Consider the following 16925-nt stretch of genomic DNA (forward strand, 5'->3'; position numbering starts at 1 on the left):
ATCACAGATTGCATCTACTTCGATTTCTTTTCCAATCAGATAACGGTCTATTAGAACTGGGTGTTCTGGATTTACTTTAACTGCATGTTCCATGTAGTGAAGCAGCTCTGTTTGCTGATAAACAATTTCCATCGCACGTCCACCAAGTACATAGGAAGGTCTTACAAGTACTGGATAGCCGATTTCTTCTGCAATGATAACCGCTTCCTCAACCGAAGTAGCTGTTTTTCCTTTTGGCTGTGGAACTCCAAGTTCAGTTAAAGATTGTTCGAATTTATCTCGGTTTTCTGCACGATCCAAATCCTCAAGAGTTGTTCCTAGGATTTTCACTCCACGTTCCACTAGTTGTGAAGCAAGATTGATAGCCGTTTGCCCACCGAACTGTACCACTACACCCTCAGGCTTTTCTAAGTCAATGATGTGCATGACATCTTCAATCGTTAATGGTTCGAAGTACAATTTATCTGAGATACTGAAGTCTGTTGATACTGTTTCTGGGTTATTGTTGATAATAATCGCTTCATACCCAGCTTCTTTTATCGCCCATACAGAGTGGACTGTTGCATAATCGAACTCTACACCTTGACCAATTCGAATCGGACCTGAACCTAGTACAACAACACTCTTTCTTTCTGTAACGATTGATTCATTTTCATCTTCATATGTTCCATAAAAATATGGAGTTTCAGATTCAAACTCTGCCGAACATGTATCTACCATTTTATAAACAGGAGTCAGCTTATTTTCTTTTCTCCATTCGTAAATTTCTCTTTCGTTACACTCCCAAATTTTCGCGATGGTTTTGTCAGAGAACCCAAGTTCTTTTGCATGCTTTGCTACTTCCATATCAAAAGGATTTCTTTGGAGCTCCTTTTCAAGTGTAATGATTCGTTCGAACTTGTTCAGGAAGAAGTAGTCGATTTGACTCCACTCATGAATCTCTTCTAAAGTAACCCCTCTTCTGATTGCCTCACCAATATAGAAGAGGCGCTCATCCCCTGCTTTACGAATTCTTTTTTCAATAATTTCATTACTGATCTTGTCGGAATCTTTTAGATCTAGATGATAGATTCCTGATTCTAGCGAACGTACAGCTTTAAGCAGTGATTCTTCCAAAGTTCGTCCAATCGCCATAACTTCTCCAGTGGCTTTCATTTGAGTTCCTAGGTGTCTGTTTGCAGATTCGAATTTATCAAACGGCCAACGCGGGATTTTGGATACTACATAATCAAGTGCTGGTTCAAAGCTAGCGTAGGTTTTTCCCGTTACAGGATTCATCATTTCATCAAGGGTCAAACCAACTGCAATCTTCGCAGCCAATTTCGCGATTGGATAACCAGTTGCTTTTGAAGCTAATGCTGATGAACGACTCACACGCGGATTTACCTCGATAATAAAGTAGTTAAAGCTATAAGGATCTAAAGCGATTTGGACATTACATCCACCTTCAATTTTTAAGGCACGGATGATTTTTAAGGATGCATTTCTTAATAACTGGTATTCACGATCGCTTAAAGTTTGGCTCGGTGCCACTACTATAGAGTCACCTGTATGGATACCTACTGGATCAATGTTTTCCATATTACAAACCACAATCGCATTGTCATTGGAATCTCGCATTACTTCGTATTCAATTTCCTTAAAGCCAGCAATACTTTTTTCTATTAAGCATTGAGTTACCGGACTGCTTTTTAACCCACCTGTAACAATCTCAATCAATTCTTCTTCGTTTGAACAGATTCCCCCGCCTGTTCCACCAAGGGTGAAGGCAGGTCTTACGATGATTGGATATCCGATTTCTTCTACAAATTGATAGGCTTCCTCTAAAGAATGAATGATGGCACTATCTGGTACAGGTTCACCTAATTCATTCATGAGCGTTCGGAACAAATCACGATCTTCTGCTTGTTGGATGGCAGATAACTTTGTGCCAAGGATTTCTACGTTGCACTCATCCAAGACTCCACTATTTGCTAATTCTACAGCTAAGTTCAGTCCAGTTTGACCACCTAGCGTAGGAACAAGTGCATCTGGACGTTCCTTACGGATAATTTTGCTGACGAATTCTAGAGTTAAAGGCTCGATGTATACTGCATCTGCTATTTCTGTATCTGTCATGATAGTAGCAGGGTTAGAGTTAACTAGGATTACTCGGTAGCCTTCTTCTTTTAATGCGATACAAGCCTGTGTACCTGCATAATCAAATTCTGCGGCTTGGCCGATGACGATAGGGCCGGATCCAATCACTAGGATGCTTTTTATATCTGTACGTTTTGGCATAATGGTTCCCCTTCCTTTTTTGCAGCTTCAATCATTTCCATAAATTCATCGAATAATCCGTTTGCATCTTCTGGTCCTGGTGATGCTTCTGGGTGGTATTGAACAGTAAATGCTCGGTGTTCTTTATGTCTTAATCCTTCAATTGTTCCGTCATTAATAGCAACATGTGTAACCTCAAGCTCAGTATTGTGAATTGAGTTTTCCTCTACAGCGTACCCGTGGTTTTGAGAAGTGATGGCAACTTTACCTGTTCTTAAATCTTTTACTGGGTGGTTAGATCCACGATGTCCGAATTTTAGTCTTTCAGTATTAGCTCCATTTGCTAGAGCAAACAGTTGATGACCTAGGCAGATTCCAAATAAAGGAACCTTTCCTATCACACCGTTGATCATTTCTAAAGCTTGTGGTACATCTTTTGGATCTCCAGGTCCGTTGGAAAGCATTATTCCATCTGGGCTGAGTTGTAGTATTTCTTGTGCGGTGACATTGTAAGGAACCACTACCACATCACAGTCACGTTTGTTTAATTCTCTAAGAATTCCATGCTTCATTCCATAATCTACCAAGACCACACGACGACCTCTACCTGGACTAGGATAAGCTGTTTTAGTTGACACTTTTTTCACTTGATCATTAGGTAAAACAGTTGCTTTTAGTTGTTCAACTACTTCTTCAGGTTGTTTTTCAATGCTACAAATCGCACCCTTTAATGTACCGTGCTGACGGATGATTCTTGTAAGCTTTCTCGTATCAATTCCGCTGATTCCAGGGATACCTTTCATTTTGAAATATTCGTCAAGTGTAAGCTCATTTCTCCAGTTGGATGGGAATTCAGCCACTTCTTTAACAACAAATCCATGAATGGCAGGAAGGATGGATTCGAAATCGTCACGATTGATACCATAGTTTCCAACTAATGGATAAGTTAGCGTCACGATTTGACCACAGTAAGAAGGGTCTGAAAGAATTTCTTGGTAGCCGGTCATTCCTGTATTGAATACCACTTCTCCAATTTTCTCTACCTCTGCACCAAATGCTTTTCCGATAAATACTGTTCCATCTTCTAAAATCAGCTGTCTTTTCATCATGCCTTCACCCTTTCCTTTTGCCACACCATTTTGCCTTCTGCAATAGTCATTACTGGCCATCCTTTACATGCCCAACCTGTAAAAGGTGTATTCTTTCCTTTAGAAGCGAATGTTGCTGGATCTATCTTTGCTTCTGTTTTTAAATCGATTAGTGTGATATCTGCTAGGCTACCCACCTCTAGCATTCCATATGGAAGCCCAAATGCTTTAGCAGGCTTATCACTCATTAACTCAATCAATGTTTTCAAAGAAATCTTTCCAGTTTCTACAAAGTGTGTATACATTAATGGGAATGCTGTTTCTAATCCTACAATCCCAAATGGTGCCAAAGTCATTCCTTCCGCTTTTTCCTCTGATGTATGAGGAGCGTGATCGGTAGCGATAAAATCGATTGTTCCATCAAGCAACCCCTCAATGAGTGCAAGTTGATCCTGTTTTCCGCGTAATGGAGGATTCATTTTATAATTTGTATCCATACCTGTTATGTCTTCATCGCAAAGCAATAAATGATGAGGTGTAACCTCGGCTGTCACTCGAATCCCAGCTTTTTTTGCATCTCTTACGACTCTTACAGACTCTTTTGTACTGATATGGCAAACATGATAGTGACAGTCTGCTGCTTCAGCTAGTAGGACATCTCGGGCGACATGTACTGCTTCACATACTGATGGAATTCCATTTAGACCATTTTTCATAGAAAATGTTCCTTCATGTACAGAACCTTTATTGATTAATGTATTTTCTTCACAGTGTGCAACGATTGGCATGTTGATTTCAGCCGCTTTTTTCATGGCTGATAACATCATGGCAGCTGATTGCACTCCTACTCCATCATCGGTGAATGCGAAAGCTCCAGCTTTTTTTAACTCATTGAAATTGGTTAGCTCTTGACCTAGCTCGCGAATGGTAATCGATCCGTATGGAAGAACCCTAACATGGCCAGTCTCTTGGATCCTATTATTTAACCATTCTAGTGTTTCTTTAGAATCTGGTACTGGACGTGTATTTGGCATTGCAGCAATTGTTGTAAATCCACCTCTTGCTGCCGCAAGTGTTCCAGTCTCAATTGTTTCCTTTTTCTCTCCACCAGGTTCTCTTAAATGCACATGTAAATCTATAAAACCAGGAGATATTAATAATCCAGTGGCATCTACCCATTCATATCCATCTTCGTCGATTTGATTGGCAACCTCGGTAATAAATCTACCTTCAATTTTCAAATCTTGTTTTATCTTAGACCCATCCTCAGTTAGTAATAGTCCATTTTTGATTACGATTGCCATGGATAGCTCCTCCTTTATTTAGATCGAATGCTCTTTTTAATACTGCCATTCTAACGAAAACACCGTTTTCCATTTGCTTAAAAATTCTTGAGCGAGGTGATTCAATTAAATCACCATCAATTTCTACACCCCTATTTACTGGAGCTGGATGCATGATGATTGCAGAACTTTTCATTCTTTGTTCTCTATCTTTTGTGAGACCGTATTTTTGTAAGTATTCTTCTTTAGAACCTACCATTTCCTGATTATGTCTTTCATGTTGAATTCTTAAAAGCATTACAACATCTGATGTTTCAATTGCACTATCGATATTCTCATAATGTCCGATTGTTTCATCAAACCATTCTTGAGGACCTGAAAACACAACCTTTGCACCTAGTCTTTCAAGCGCAACTGCATTTGATCTTGCTACCCTGCTATGTCTGATATCACCAACAATGGCGATTTTCAAACCTTCAAATCTACCAAACTCTTGTTTGATTGTTAATAAATCTAATAGGCTTTGAGTAGGATGATGTCCACACCCATCACCGGCATTTATGATTGGGATATTAATCCCTGGAATCAATTGATCAAAGTAAGCATCTTTATAATGGCGAATCACTACTGCTCCTACCCCTATTGATTCAAGCGTTTTAACTGTATCATATAGAGTCTCTCCTTTTTGGACACTCGAAGTCGAAACTTCAAACGGCACCACGGTTAAACCTAGTTTCCTTTCTGCTACTTCGAAGCTGCTTTTCGTCCTTGTACTGTTTTCATAAAACAGATTTGCGACGAATTGTTGTGAGGGTACCTGCCAAGTCTTCCCTTCAGAAAAAGCTTGTGCATCCAGTAGTATTTGAAGGATATCATCGATTTCCAATTCATTTGTCGTAAGCAAATGTTTCATAAGAGGGCTCCTTTATTTCTAATTTCCTTTATCAAAAAAACACCCTGGCCATTTGGCTCAGGGTGTGAAGGATTGAGAGTGCGTGAAAGTAGAGCGTCTTTTCCTTTTTTGGATAGACGACTCCCGTTCGTACTCATCAAATCAACATTTCAACACCCTTGTAAGCCTCTCTGGACTTCCATTAAAAGGTGAACATTATGCAGCTTTTTTGTTTTCTTGATCAAACATGTCCTTTGCTTCTTCTTTCCCTGGTAGTACTAGATTCAGTACTACCCCAACGATGGCTGCCAGTGCCATCCCAGATAATGAAATCGTATCTGAAAGCTTAACGAAAGCTCCACCAATTCCTAATACTAGGATGACTGATGCGATGATCAAGTTTCTATTATTCCCGAAGTCTACTTTGCTATCAATCATCATTCTTAAACCGCTTGAAGCGATAATTCCGAATAGTAGGATGGAGATGCCTCCCATTACTGCTGAAGGTATGGAAGAGATCAGTGCGGATATTTTCCCGATGAAGCCAAAGCAGATTGCTGTTACTGCCGCTCCACCGATTACATACACACTGAACGCTCTCGTAATTGCTAGGACACCAATGTTTTCTCCGTATGAAGTCAATGGTGGACCACCAATGAAGGATCCAATCACAATCCCTGCACCATCACCTAGGATGGATCGGTGTAGACCTGGTTTTGCTATAAAATCTCTTCCAACTACTTTACTTAATACCATCTGATGTCCGATATGTTCTGACAGTGTTACGATTGCTACTGGTACCATGATTGCTGCTACTTCCCAAGAAATCACTGGTGTGTATGTTGCGAATGGGATGATGAATTCTGGCATTTGGAACCAAGCAGCCTCTTTAATTCCTGATAAATCAACAATCCCAACGATGAGTCCTGTTATATACCCTGCGAGGATCCCAATTAATATTGGTATTAGCTTCAAGAATCCTTTTGCAAAGATTGAGCATACGATTGTTACTCCCAAAGTTACTAATGCTACTAGGATATGTGTGTTACTGTATACTAACTCACCTGCAGGAGCACCAGGATTTGCATACATTGCCATATTCACTGCTGTGCCTGCTAATCCTAAACCAATTACCATGATGACTGGACCGACTACTACTGGTGGTAAGATTTTCATTAACCATTTTAATCCGATGCTTTTGATGACTAATGCAACTAGACCGTATACAATACCTGCCAAGAAGCAACCAAACATTGCAGCTTCTGGTCCCCCCATCGATTTTGCCGCGATGATTGGTGCGATAAATGCGAAGGATGAACCAAGGTAAGCAGGAATTTGCCCTTTAGTAATAAGTAAGTATGATAATGTTCCAAGTCCACTTGAAATTAATGCAACCCCTGGACTCAGCCCTACTAAAAATGGCACTAAAACAGTAGCACCGAACATTGCGAATAAGTGCTGTAAACTTAGGGTAATCCATTGGGAAGCCTTTGGTACTTCGTGAACATCTAGAACAACATCTCTTTTTACTTGTTCCATATTATTTCTCCTCCTAGGTAGTGTCTTAAATATTTCAAATAAAAAACCCTCGTCTATACGAGGGCTGTCGGAGGAGAGAGTAGAATTATCCATAAAGACAGAATTCTACCTACATAGGAGCATCACTGCACCTTCCCCCCTTTTTAGCCTCTCGGGACTATCTTTAAAAGGGTCAATCTTATTTATCAAATATACTTACTTGATCTAATTGATCAACTTCCAATAGTTTCACTACAATTTTTTCCGATTGAGAGGTCGGAATGTTTTTACCGACATAATCTGCACGAATCGGTAATTCCCTATGACCACGATCAACTAAGACTGCGAGTTGAATTTGAGATGGTCTACCCATATCGACTAACGCATCCATCGCTGCCCTTACTGTTCTCCCTGTAAATAGAACATCGTCCACTAGAATCACTTTCTTATTCGTTATTCCTTCAGGGATATCTGAACCTTTTACTACTGGTTGTCCATCGCTTGTCTTTGTACTTAAATCATCACGATATAGAGTGATATCCAACTCACCCACTTGGATATCCTTGCCTTCAATTTGTTTGATTTTTTCGGACAATCTTTCAGCAAGGAAGATCCCCCTTGTACGTATCCCTATGAGAACACAGTCTTCAATTCCTTTGTTCTTCTCAATGATTTCATGTGCGATTCTCGTTAACGCTCGCCGAATTGCCTGTTCATCAAGTATCAATGCTTTTTCGTCCATTTTTGTTCCCCTTTCTTTCATTTTACCCAGAAACGAAGAAAATCCTCTCGTCCAAGACGAGAGGATACAAAGATGGCATGTTCAATCTGATATTCGCATGGAATATCCATCATCCGTTTCCTTCTCAGCCTCTCTGGACTGGGTTAAAGGTTCTTATTCAACTACATTAATAATACTAGCTCTAGAGCCTAGTTGTCAACGATTATTTCGAAGTTTGTCGAGTAATTCCTCGAAATAAGCAGGAGTAGGCGCTTCAAATTCTAAAAATTCCTTCGTTCTTGGATGAGTGAACCCCAGGATTCCTGCATGCAAAGCTTGTCCGTTTAAATCAAGTGTTTTCCTTGGACCATACTTAGGATCACCTGCAAGAGGATAGCCAATGTATTTCATGTGTACTCTAATTTGGTGCGTCCGTCCTGTTTCCAACTGACACTCTACATAAGTGAAATCATTGAATCGTTCCAACACCTGAAAATGAGTTACCGCATTTTTGGAGTTTTCCTCTGTTACTGTCATACTTTGACGATCTTTTTTATCTCTGCCAATTGGCGCATCTATTGTCCCGTAATCATGTGGAATATTCCCATGTACAATGGCTTTATATTTTCGCTTAACTGTCTTATCCACTAGTTGTTGAACAAGGTTTTCATGTGCTAAATCATTTTTTGCTACCATTAATAATCCTGACGTGTCTTTATCTATACGATGGACGATTCCCGGTCTCATGACACCATTTATTCCAGAGAGGTCTTTACAATGAGCCATCAAACCGTTTACAAGAGTACCAGTCGTATGACCTGGTGCCGGGTGCACAACCATACCTTTTGGTTTATTGACCACAAGCACATCTGAATCCTCATAATAAATATCAAGGTTCATTTCCTCTGGTACCACATCGAGCGCTTCTGGTTCTGGGATTTCAATAACCACTTTATCCCCTGTTGATGCCTTGTAGTTCGATTTGATTGGGGCTCCATTTACTTTTACGTGACCATCTTTAATCCAAATTTGAATTTGAGTACGCGACCATTCGTCATTTAATGAGGAGAGTGTTTTATCCAATCTATCTCCTGCTTGCTGTCCTTCTATGGTGAATTGCATTTTATCCATTACTTCTCTCCTTTTTTAACTTTTCTTCAAATATCATGTAAATCATAAGCATAGCAACCCCAACGCACAATGCAGCATCCGCTATGTTAAACACGGGAAAATCATATCCGAACGGATAAGTGTTAACAAAATCAACAACTTCCTTTCGAAATACTCGATCTATAAAATTCCCTATTGCCCCGCCGAGCATTAGGCTTAAGGCAACTCCTAACATGTAGTGATCACGGCCCATTTTTTGGATATAATAAACAAGTCCTATAATCACAATTACCGTAATAATATAGAAAAACCACATTTGGCCTTGTAATATTCCCCAAGCGGCACCACGATTGCGATGAGAGGTAATATATAAGAAATTTTCAATTACTTCAACGCTTTCTCCGAGCTCCATTCTTTTCACAATTAACCATTTTGTCCATTGATCTAAAACAATCACAAGTAATGCAAGTATGTAATAATACACTCAAGCTTCCCCCAACTCTTTTCTCTTTACGTACCCTTTGAATTGTAGCATATCCAAAAATTTAAATACAATAAAGATACGATGGTATGTTTATACCCTATTCTCACAAAAAATAGTCCAATCTCCTAATTTATTTGTACCTTTTTCCATTGTGTTGTTTTTAGATAATTAAATAGAAAGAGGACGATCCAAAATGGATCATCCTCTATGATCTATTATTGAGTTACTTCTGGATATTGTTCTTTTACTACTGTTGCACAACGAGGGCAAAGAGTCGGATGATTTTGGTCATTTCCTACTTCTGTTGATACGTTCCAGCAACGTTCACAGATTTCACCGTCCGCCTTACTTACTACAATCGCTGCTTGTTCCAATTTCAATGCATTTTCAGGAGCCTCTTCCATTGTACCAGCCACTTCAACAGCCGATACTATGAATAATTGTTCAAGACTTTCGTGAATGCTTTCTAAAAGTTCTTTTGAGGAATCCTTTAAGAAAAGTGTAACTTTCGCATTCAAGGATTTCCCAATCACCTTTTGATTACGCGCCTCTTCAAGTGCTTTTAACACATCATCACGAAGCTTCATAAACGCATTCCATTTATTTTCTAGCTCTACTGCATTCGGAAGTTCTGTATATGAAGGCATATCTGTTAATTGAACACTTTCTTCTTTCACATTTGGTACGAATGCCCAAACTTCATCAGCTGTATGAGAAAGAATTGGCGAAACTAATTTCGTCAATGATAGTAACGTTTCATACAATACAGTCTGAATAGCTCTTCTTTCTGTACTATTTGGTGCTTCACAGTAAAGGATATCTTTTGCGTAATCCAAGTAAAATGCACTTAGGTCCAATGTACAGAAATTGTTGATTTGATGGTAGATGCTTGCGAATTCATAGTTTTCATAACCATTCTTCACATTCTTGATTAGTTTGTTGAGTTTAACTAACATGAATTGATCCACTTCACGTAAGTTGTTGTATTCAACTTTGTCTACCTCTGGATTAAATCCATCGATTGTCCCTAACAAGAAACGGAATGTATTACGGATTTTTCTGTATACTTCAGCTACTTGCTTCAGGATTGCATCAGATACACGAACATCAGATTGATAATCAACAGAAGCTACCCATAGTCTTAAGATGTCTGCACCAAGCTGGTTCATGACTTTTTCTGGTACAACTACGTTTCCTAATGACTTACTCATTTTACGGCCTTCACCGTCTAACACGAAACCATGGCTTAATACACCTTTGTAAGGAGCTTTACCTGTAACTGCCACTCCTGTTGATAGAGATGAGTTAAACCAGCCACGATATTGGTCTGAACCTTCTAAATAAAGGTCAGCTGGACGTTGTAAGTCTTCTCGTTCTTCAAGTACGGACTGGTGGGATGAGCCAGAATCAAACCAAACATCCATGATATCAGTTTCTTTAGTGAATTTACCATTAGGGCTGCCAGGGTGAGTGAATCCTTCAGGTAATAAATCTTTGGCTTCTCTTTCAAACCATACATTTGAACCGTGCTCACGGAACAATTTAGACACGTGATCAATTGTTTCATCAGTGATGATTGGATCGCCATTTTCAGCAAAGAACACCGGAATTGGAACTCCCCATGCACGTTGGCGTGAAATACACCAATCTCCACGATCTCTTACCATATTGAATAAACGAGTTTCTCCCCAAGCAGGAACCCATTTCGTTTCCTCTACAGCTTTAAGCAAATCTTCACGGAAGTCTTTAATGGAAGCAAACCATTGTGCTGTTGCACGGAAAATGGTCGGTTTTTTTGTTCTCCAGTCATGCGGATAGGAGTGAGTGATGAAAGTAAGCGCTAGTAAGGCATCTGCTTCCTTTAATTTTTCAGTGATTGGCTTATTTGCTTCATCATAGAATAATCCTTCAAAACCAGGAGCTTCAGTCGTCATATATCCCTTTTCATCAACTGGACAAAGTACACCTAAATCGTATTTTTGACCTACGATAAAGTCGTCTTCCCCGTGACCTGGAGCCGTATGGACGCATCCAGTTCCAGCTTCAGTTGTAACATGATCTCCTAACACTACAAGAGACTCACGGTCGTAAAGTGGATGTTTCGTAACCACTCTTTCAAGGTCGCTACCTTTAACAGACTTAACGACGTTCGCTTCTTCCCATCCTACTGCTTTTTTCACAGCTTCTAGCAATTCATTAGCTACAAGATATTTCTTCTCATTCACTTCAACCACAACATATTCTAAATCTGGATGAAGTGAGATTCCTAGGTTAGCTGGAATTGTCCATGGTGTTGTTGTCCAGATAACGATTTGAGTTCCTTCTTCGACAACTCCATTACCATTTGTCACTTCAAATCCAACATATATAGAAGCTGAACGCTTATCATGGTATTCAATTTCTGCTTCTGCTAAAGCTGACTCACTTGAAGGGGACCAGTAAACAGGTTTCAAGCCTTTGTAAATGTATCCTTTTTTCGCCATTTCTCCAAACACTTTAATTTGCTGTGCTTCATATTCTGGCTTTAATGTGATATATGGATTATCCCAATCACCGCGAACACCTAGACGTTTAAATTGGCCTCGTTGATTATCGATTTGCTCGTATGCATATTCTTCACAAAGCTTGCGGAACTCCCCTACGCTCATTTCTTTTCTGTTTACTTTTTTATTTTTTGTCAAAGCTGTTTCAATTGGCAAACCATGAGTGTCCCAGCCTGGAACATAAGGTGCATTAAAACCACTCATCGATTTAAAACGCACAATGAAATCCTTTAAAATTTTATTCAAAGCGTGCCCCATATGGATATCTCCATTTGCATATGGAGGACCATCATGTAATACGAACATTGGTCTGCCTTTAGTATGTTCTTGTACTTTTTGATAGATATTCATTGTTTCCCATTGCTCTTGCATTTCTGGCTCTCTTTTTGGTAAGTTCCCGCGCATTGGGAATTCGGTTTTCGGCATTAAAAGCGTATCTTTTAATTCCATGTTACATTCCTCCTAAATGGTTTTACTTATCCCTAAATAGAGTTGGAACCAAGAGAAATAAAAAAAGCCTTCTCATCCCTAAAAAGGGACGAGAAGACTTTGTTCCCGTGGTACCACCCTAATAAATATCTTCAAAATGAAAATATCCACTCAGCATCCTTAACGCGGATAATACGCCCTGCTTACTGAAAAAGTGTCTGTTCAGCAGGAAACTCCGGGGTGATCTTCCAATTTCTCGCTTATATCGGGCTTCCACCATCCCCGACTCGCTAAGGTAAGACTTGAGAAACTGTACTGTCCCCATCATGGTCATGATTTTAGATATGATAAGTAAAATGATTCTTGTTGAAATTATATGCTAACAGTTAGCAAAGAGTCAAGAAGGCTAATGGATTCTTTAATAAATCCACGAATGCTTATTATTTTTCTTCGAATTCTAATTCAGTTGCATCAACTTCAAATTCCATTAAGTGATCCCAATCATCATTTTTTAATAAATCTAATTGGGCTTCAATCAGCATTTTAAATCTTGTTCGGAATACTTTTGATTGCTTCTTAAGTTCCTCTATTTCTAGTGCGATTCTTCTTGCCTTAGATAGGGAATCATTCACAATGCGATCCGCGTTTTTTTCCGCTTCTTTAAGGATTAGTTTAGCTTCCTTTTGTGCGTTCCTTTTTACTTCTTCTCCAGCTTCTTGAGCAATTACGATTGATTTATTGAGAGTCTCCTCAATGTTAGTAAAATGACCTAGTTTTTCGTGAACATCATTAAGTTTTTCTTCTAATTCTTTCTTTTCACGTAAAATTAATTCATAATCTTTAATAATTTGATCAAGGAACTCGTTTACTTCATCTTCATCATATCCACGAAATCCTTTAGTGAATTCCTTGTTATGTATATCCAGCGGAGTTAATGGCATAACCGCACCTCCAAACAATATTCTATATTTATACTATTATACTACTTTTCGACAGGAAATTTGTAAATCCTCCAAATTCTTTAATTATTTTTGTTTTCCTGCCTGTATTCGCCATTTATCTTTCTTTGTCTTACCATCTATCGATATAATCTTAAATCTACCGAATCCTCTAACTGAAAACACATCCCCTTCCCCACACTCAAATGATGTATTTTCAATTAGCTTATGGTTTACTTTTACCCGTTTCCCTTCTATTAGCATCTGGGACTTTTGCCTCGAAAGATTGGTCATGGAAGAAATTAATACATCCAGCCTCATGGATGATGCAGTAAACACGAGCTCTTGCCATTGTTGATCTGATTGTATAACCGCATCTAAAGAAACTTTTTCTAGACTGATTCCTGCTTTTCCAACCTTGTCCAAATTATTTTCAACATAACTTTCTATCTCTGCAGCGGCTATAAATTGGATTCTATCACCCTGTAAAATGACATCCCCGAATTTTTCTCTTTTTAAACCAAGCGACATGATCGTTCCAAGAACCTGTCTATGTTCAAGAGTCACAAACTTTTTTGGGTATTTTACTTCAAATACTGTGATAGCAAAGTCATCGACTTCAGGTTGGAAATAATCGGGATACAATAACGCTCGTTTTCTCTCTGAATCATCCGATCCACCATAGAATGTAACGCGGACATCATCCTCTTTTCCAATTAATGATTGTACAATTTGCTGTTCTCTTGGATCCAAAAAATCTGTCAACTTATGAGTATAGGCTGATGAGACGTATTCCTTCCATTCCAAAACTTGATCAATAAATTCCTTTTCTTCTGCTCTAAAATGTTGATATATGCTCATACCCTTTACTTAATCCTTTCGTACTAACTAGTCTTAAATAAATTCATTTATTCATTATGGAATATACTATAAAGTACAAAAAGGCCCCAAAATGGAGCCTTCTTTTGTAAAAATTACATCATCCATGCAAAAAGTTCAATAAGGCCTCTTTGCGAAAAATTCAAAACAACTATTGCCACAATTGGCGAAATATCAATCATACCGATTGGGGGAATAAATCGACGAAAAACCTCAAGATAGGGTTCACAAATACGAGCCAGAATTTGGCCAAAGGATGATTCCCTAGCATTTGGGAACCATGACATAAGTATATAAATAATTAAACCCCAAGAATATAACTCAAGTAAATAATAAATGACATTCAATAAAACCGACATTAACGATTACCACCTCGAATCTTCATATTCTTCCTCATATCCTGCACCTGTAATTGTTCCAGTCACATCTACATTATCAGGTGTACAAAGGAAAATACTTGGGCCAATCTTTGAAATATCTCCTCCGATGGCATATACAGTCCCACTTAAAAAGTCTACAATTCTTTTTGCTTGATCGTGTGATATCCTCTGTAGGTTTACTACAACAGCTTTTTTATTTTTTAAATGGTCAGCTATTTCCTGAGAATCTGAATATGCTCGCGGTTCTAATAAAACGACCTTGGAAGATTTTTGCAAGCTTTGAATGCTCACAAGATTTTGTCCTCCAACCTGAGGAGAAGCTTGTTTTTTCATATTAGTAGCCTTCACAGGTTTCTGTTCTATTACTTTCTCTTCAACAACTTCTTCTTTATACTCATATTCATCTTCTAGTGCAAAAAATGATTTAAATTTAGATAACATGGCTTGGCTACCTCCTTAAATTTTAGATTCATTTCCCACGAGTGATGTACCAATTCGGACCATCGTGGCACCTTCTTCAATGGCTATTTCAAAATCATTGGACATTCCCATAGAAAGCTCATTACATGGCATGCATGGAATATTCATTTCTTGAATTTGTTGCTGCAATTCCTTTAAACCTTTAAAACAATTCCTAATTACAGTCTCATCTTCGGTAAAAGGTGCCATCGTCATCAATCCAGCAACCTCAATTTTATCGTAATTTTTTTCACGCAATGCCTGTACAAATAATAATGCTTCTTCAGGTGATAACCCATGTTTGGATTCCTCTCCAATCACATTCACTTGAATAAGACATTTCATCTTTCGAGATGCTCTTTTTTGAATTTCATCTGCTAAAGACATTCGATCAAGTGAGTGAATGTATTCAGCAATATCAATAATATTTTTTACTTTTCTTGTCTGTAATGTTCCAATAAAATGCCAGACCGGTTTATTGCCTAAGCTCTCATATTTTGAAAGCAACCCGTCGTCCCTGTTTTCTCCAAGGTGTGTGATTCCAGCCTCAAAAGCTTCCGTTGCTCTTTGGATTGAAACATACTTAGTTACCGCAATAATTTTTACATCGTTCGGTATTCTTCCGACCTTTTTGCAAACCTCATCAATTTTTGTTTGTATATGTACTAGGTTGTCAGACACTTTCAAGACGACTAGTCCTCCTTCCAGCCAATAAAACTCATTAACCTACCTGTTTTCCCCTTATCTCTTCGGTGAGAATAAAAGAGGTCATCGTGGCAGCTAGTGCAAAGGCTGGTCACTTCGATGTTTCTCACATTCGCTTTTCTTAAAATTTGAGAATTCAGCAGTCTTAAATCAAGCTGATATTGCCCTTCACTAATTTGATTATATGGTTTTTCGACTATATCTTCCACTTTATTTTGCACAAATTGTAAGACTTTGTCATCCACCACATAACAATTACCGCAAATAGATGGCCCAATCACAACAGATATCTCTGAAGGGTCTACCCCTTCTTTAATAAAGCTTTCAACCATGTTTGATGCAATTCCCCCAACAGTCCCTTTCCATCCTGCGTGAGCGATTCCCACTATCTTATGTTCAGGGGCAATAAAATATAGTGGAACACAGTCTGCATAACAAAGAGTCAATAATACACCAGGTTCTTTAGTGTATATCCCATCAATACCCTTTAATGCAGTTTCATAGTCAAGCGCACCTTTATTTTTATGGAAACTTTCAATTTTTTGTATGTTCACTTCATGAGTTTGTTCACACCCTACCCATGTGGAAGTAGGAAATTGTAAATCCCCTGCGATAAGTTCTCTATTTTGAATAACTAATGGGCTATTATCATTGACGTGAAATCCAGTATTTAATGTTGAAAAATCACCAAGACTTACTCCACCATTTTTAGTTGTGAATCCAGCAACAAGGCCATCATTTTGTCGTGCCCACATATCAATCATTAATAACCGCTCGTTTATTGGAGTGAAAATATCTGACATACCATCGATCCTTTTCTTTTAACTTTTCAACAGTGTACCATATTTTCCTAATACAATTCGACCAATAGGGTATTTCCTATTCATTTGGCACAGACGTGTAATGACCTGTATATTCGACTAATACAACATCGGCCCCAATCTTTTTAATCTTATTCCAGGGTATGATTATATCTTCTTCCCTAGAGAATAAACCTAATAATTTTCCAGAACCCGAAACGATTATTGCTTCTATTTTTCCAGTGGTAGGATCAATATCTAAGTCAACAATGGTCCCTAATCTCTTTCCATCCCCTATATTAACAATATCCTTCACTTGGAATTCCGAGATTCTTACCATCTCATTTCACCCCTCACATCTTTGTATCAAATATATGCAATATATAGGTGTATCATGTGAATCGGTTAACTACTTGGATATTGTAATAAAACGTTAA

At 38.5% G+C, this 16925-nt stretch carries 16 protein-coding genes and 1 other annotated feature; all 16 genes read right to left on the reverse strand.

Going from position 1 to position 16925, the window contains the following annotated elements; all coding sequences use genetic code 11:
* Positions 1-2280, reverse strand: a 2280-nt coding sequence (gene carB, locus DBX25_RS05415; RefSeq protein ID WP_240620162.1) for a carbamoyl-phosphate synthase (glutamine-hydrolyzing) large subunit, incomplete at its 3' end; no start/stop codon positions are given.
* Positions 2259-3365 (reverse strand): carbamoyl phosphate synthase small subunit, encoded by a 1107-nt coding sequence (locus tag DBX25_RS05420; RefSeq protein WP_108669890.1) that lies wholly within the window; start codon positions 3363-3365, stop codon positions 2259-2261. The genes DBX25_RS05420 and carB, both read right to left, overlap by 22 nt.
* Entirely contained in the window at positions 3365-4651 is a 1287-nt protein-coding gene (locus DBX25_RS05425) for a dihydroorotase (RefSeq protein WP_108669761.1), read from the reverse strand. Before DBX25_RS05425 ends, DBX25_RS05420 begins: the two co-directional genes overlap by 1 nt.
* A complete protein-coding gene (locus DBX25_RS05430; RefSeq protein ID WP_108669762.1) occupies positions 4614-5543 on the reverse strand; it encodes an aspartate carbamoyltransferase catalytic subunit in 930 nt (309 codons plus the stop codon). Before DBX25_RS05430 ends, DBX25_RS05425 begins: the two co-directional genes overlap by 38 nt.
* A 195-nt stretch (positions 5544-5738) precedes the next feature.
* Positions 5739-7061: a solute carrier family 23 protein gene (locus tag DBX25_RS05435; RefSeq protein WP_108669763.1), complete on the reverse strand. Its 1323-nt coding sequence runs from the start codon at positions 7059-7061 to the stop codon at positions 5739-5741.
* A 178-nt stretch (positions 7062-7239) separates the two neighbouring features.
* A complete protein-coding gene (gene pyrR, locus DBX25_RS05440; protein WP_108669764.1) occupies positions 7240-7782 on the reverse strand; it encodes a bifunctional pyr operon transcriptional regulator/uracil phosphoribosyltransferase PyrR in 543 nt (180 codons plus the stop codon).
* 195 nt (positions 7783-7977) lie between these two features.
* The gene (locus DBX25_RS05445) at positions 7978-8892 is read right to left on the reverse strand and encodes an RluA family pseudouridine synthase (protein WP_108669765.1); all 915 of its coding nucleotides are present in this window, start codon (positions 8890-8892) and stop codon (positions 7978-7980) included.
* On the reverse strand, positions 8885-9355 hold the full coding sequence (lspA, locus tag DBX25_RS05450; RefSeq protein ID WP_108669766.1) for a signal peptidase II: 471 nt from the start codon (positions 9353-9355) through the stop codon (positions 8885-8887). Before lspA ends, DBX25_RS05445 begins: the two co-directional genes overlap by 8 nt.
* 215 nt (positions 9356-9570) lie before the next feature.
* Entirely contained in the window at positions 9571-12348 is a 2778-nt protein-coding gene (ileS, locus tag DBX25_RS05455; protein ID WP_108669767.1) for an isoleucine--tRNA ligase, read from the reverse strand.
* 81 nt (positions 12349-12429) lie between these two features.
* Positions 12430-12664, reverse strand: a binding site (T-box leader).
* Between the two features lie 103 nt (positions 12665-12767).
* Positions 12768-13268, reverse strand: a complete 501-nt coding sequence (locus tag DBX25_RS05460) for a DivIVA domain-containing protein (RefSeq protein ID WP_108669768.1) — start codon at positions 13266-13268, stop codon at positions 12768-12770.
* Positions 13269-13352: 84 nt separating this feature from the next.
* Entirely contained in the window at positions 13353-14126 is a 774-nt protein-coding gene (locus DBX25_RS05465) for a YlmH family RNA-binding protein (protein ID WP_108669769.1), read from the reverse strand.
* 113 nt (positions 14127-14239) lie between these two features.
* Positions 14240-14503: a YggT family protein gene (locus DBX25_RS05470; protein ID WP_108669770.1), complete on the reverse strand. Its 264-nt coding sequence runs from the start codon at positions 14501-14503 to the stop codon at positions 14240-14242.
* Between the two features lie 6 nt (positions 14504-14509).
* Positions 14510-14965 (reverse strand): cell division protein SepF, encoded by a 456-nt coding sequence (locus tag DBX25_RS05475; RefSeq protein ID WP_108669771.1) that lies wholly within the window; start codon positions 14963-14965, stop codon positions 14510-14512.
* Positions 14966-14980: 15 nt separating this feature from the next.
* The gene (locus DBX25_RS05480; RefSeq protein ID WP_108669772.1) at positions 14981-15670 is read right to left on the reverse strand and encodes a YggS family pyridoxal phosphate-dependent enzyme; all 690 of its coding nucleotides are present in this window, start codon (positions 15668-15670) and stop codon (positions 14981-14983) included.
* Positions 15671-15675: 5 nt separating this feature from the next.
* Positions 15676-16491, reverse strand: a complete 816-nt coding sequence (pgeF, locus tag DBX25_RS05485) for a peptidoglycan editing factor PgeF (protein ID WP_108669773.1) — start codon at positions 16489-16491, stop codon at positions 15676-15678.
* Between the two features lie 76 nt (positions 16492-16567).
* Positions 16568-16828, reverse strand: coding sequence for a YlmC/YmxH family sporulation protein (locus tag DBX25_RS05490; protein WP_108669774.1), 261 nt, complete (start codon positions 16826-16828; stop codon positions 16568-16570).
* Positions 16829-16925: the final 97 nt, after the last annotated feature.

Origin of the sequence: Peribacillus acanthi (assembly GCF_003073175.1) — a bacterium.
Classification (GTDB): domain Bacteria; phylum Bacillota; class Bacilli; order Bacillales; family DSM-1321; genus Bacillus_BN; species Bacillus_BN acanthi.